This is a genomic window from Bartonella massiliensis, assembly GCF_902150025.1.
GTDB lineage: Bacteria > Pseudomonadota > Alphaproteobacteria > Rhizobiales > Rhizobiaceae > Bartonella > Bartonella massiliensis.
The window spans coordinates 1-2,619 of sequence record NZ_CABFVS010000028.1; the positions used below are offsets into that span (position 1 = coordinate 1).

Annotated in this window: 1 protein-coding gene; it reads right to left on the minus strand. The window is 35.9% G+C overall.

The annotated features are described in order from the left end of the window. Window positions 1-267 precede the first annotated feature (267 nt). Window positions 268-2,619: type ISP restriction/modification enzyme (locus FNZ60_RS07115; protein WP_142416935.1), on the minus strand; the 2,352-nt coding region annotated here is incomplete at its 5' end.

Below are 2,619 nucleotides of genomic sequence, written 5' to 3' on the forward strand. Positions count from 1 at the left end.
CTTTTGAAAAGGATAAAGCTATCATTTGAGATTACGGTATAACCTCTTAAAGCAAATCCAAAAGAAGCGTATTCTATTTAAAATGGGATTTCTTAAAAGTCTTAAAGGTAATACAAATAAGAGTGTTTAAAAGTGCAAATCCCTTTTTAGAATAACGCATATAAACATTCCTTTTAAGATTGTATCTAATCAACTTAACAAAGAGGTATAGATTATATAGCTATATCCTATACTCTATACCCCTTATGATTATAAGGTCTTATAAGCTTATTCAGTTTCTTTAATTTCTAATTTTGGTAAGTTTTTAACGATTTTCATTGTTTCTAAACTTACAGTAATAACCCTTTGAAACAATTCTAGAGGGTAGGCAGGGTTTCCAACGGTTTCAACAGCATAGCGATTAGCATCATTTACAATGCCACTCTTTTTATCGGTTTTTACACATTGACGCCCCATAACCCATTCAAGAGCAGGCTTGCCATTGACGATATACTCATAAGCTTCAAGAGGGATATCTGTCATTGTGATGTTGCTGTTGTAAATAACCGTTGTTTTATCCTTTTCCTTACTATTCTTAATTTTTGCGAATTTCATTTCTGTAACATAGTAAAATTCTTCTGGATTAGAAATATCAGTCTGTTTTGGATTGCCTTTTTTAAATGTGACTGGATAAGGCTCCACATCTTCATAATTCACATGCAAATGACCCAGTTCACGCCCTGCTGTAACAAATTTCCAAAAATCATCAGCACTCTTTACACAAGGGATACGAGGCAATTCTTTAGAGAGGTTATCAGCATAACGGGCACGATAATCTTCCGAATGTAAGATTCCGTAAACGTAATAAAATAGATCATCTTTTGTTATATTCTCATTAGGATAAGTTGCTTTAAAATGGGCTAGACCTTCATCTGTAATGGCATCACGCCTCTGTAAACCAGTATTTTTGCTTTCTTCTGTAGAATTCGTAAACAAATGGGATTGTTTTTCACTTTTACTTTTTGAAACCATAGTATCTTCGTAAATATACCGTGGAAAGCATTGACCTTTTTCTATTGAATCTAAATTAGGCAAAGCTTTAATCATCAATACAGAAAAGTCTTTCTTTGCTCCTATACCGGTAATTTGTATCACCTTATTATCGACCGCTTGTCCTATCGGGAATATCCGCGGCATTTGATAAATTACTTCATTAAAGGTACGATTATAATAAAGCCACTGTTGTGTAAAAGGGCGATAAGAACTTTTGGTAAGGCACGTATCTTCAAATTCAAAAAACTTTCCTTTTACCAACTCCTGTTTAACACTGTAACTCCAACTGATTTTGTTTTCATCCGAATTGACAAAATGATTTACATCACTGGTACGTGTTTTACGGTCAGCATGTGGATAGATCTCATTAAATCGCTCCACTTCTCTATTATAGAACGCAATCATGTTATTCATGTTTTGAGCTAATGCTTCACGACTTGAGTTATATGCCCATGCATCACGATTGGTTACAACCCCAAACGAAAACGTTTCAAACAGCTTTTTATCATGACCTTTTTTTACCCCCATAGCTAAAAAAGCATTAAAACTGTCATCACGTTGTCCGAGCCAATCACCGTGCTTGTCTTGTGTGATGATTTTCCAACCTTGTTCAGTCCGTGGAATACCATCAATGCTACCAAGGGATTCAATTATCATAAGCTTTTCTTGTCTTGTGAGATAATCCCCAATATCACGGAAATATATTTTCCCACGCCGTTGAGATTCTGGATTTTTAACAAGAATAGAGATAGCTATTGGAGCCCGTGACCCAGAACCAAAAATCTTGCCTCCCTCTTTTCGAGAAAGTTCTCCAGACGTTCGTTGATTACCCCGTAAATGGAAAATATAAAGGCTGCTAAATTCCTCAACAAGGCATTTGCGTAAACCGGTCATAGAATTTGCATCTACAAAACTTGCATTTGTGACAAAGCCAATAACACCACGGTCTTTTATACGGTCACTAGCCCAGCGAATGGCACGAATATAACTATCATAAAGTGCTTGCACACCAGTTGTTTTTGATTGAGCAGCATAAGTTTCACCAATACGTTTATCTAATACGTGATAAGATCTATTTGGATTATTATCGTTTTCGCTTTTTTGACCTGTTGAATAAGGGGGATTACCAAAGATAACTTTGATATCCAGTTTCTTTTGATGTTCTAAATATTCACTGTTTTCTTTGAGTATACCTTCCATAAGGTCTTTTTCTTTAAGCATCTGAAACGTATCAGCCAAACCAATATGTTTGAAAGGAATGTACTCTCCTTTCATAAGACTATGATAGGTTGATTCAATGTTAATGGCGGCTATGTAATAAGCTAAGAGAACAATCTCATTGGCATGGATATCATGACAGAATTTATATTCCAGATCCTCTGGTTTGATGAGATTGGATTGTAACAACCGTGTGATAAAGGTACCAGTACCCGTAAAAGGGTCAAGAATAGAAACCCCCCGTGATCCTAAGCTTTTGCCAAATTCATTGCGTAAAACATCGTCAACAGAGTGAATGATAAAATCAACAACCTCAACGGGGGTGTAAACAATCCCAAGCCTATCCGTGGTTTTCTTAAATGCCTTGGT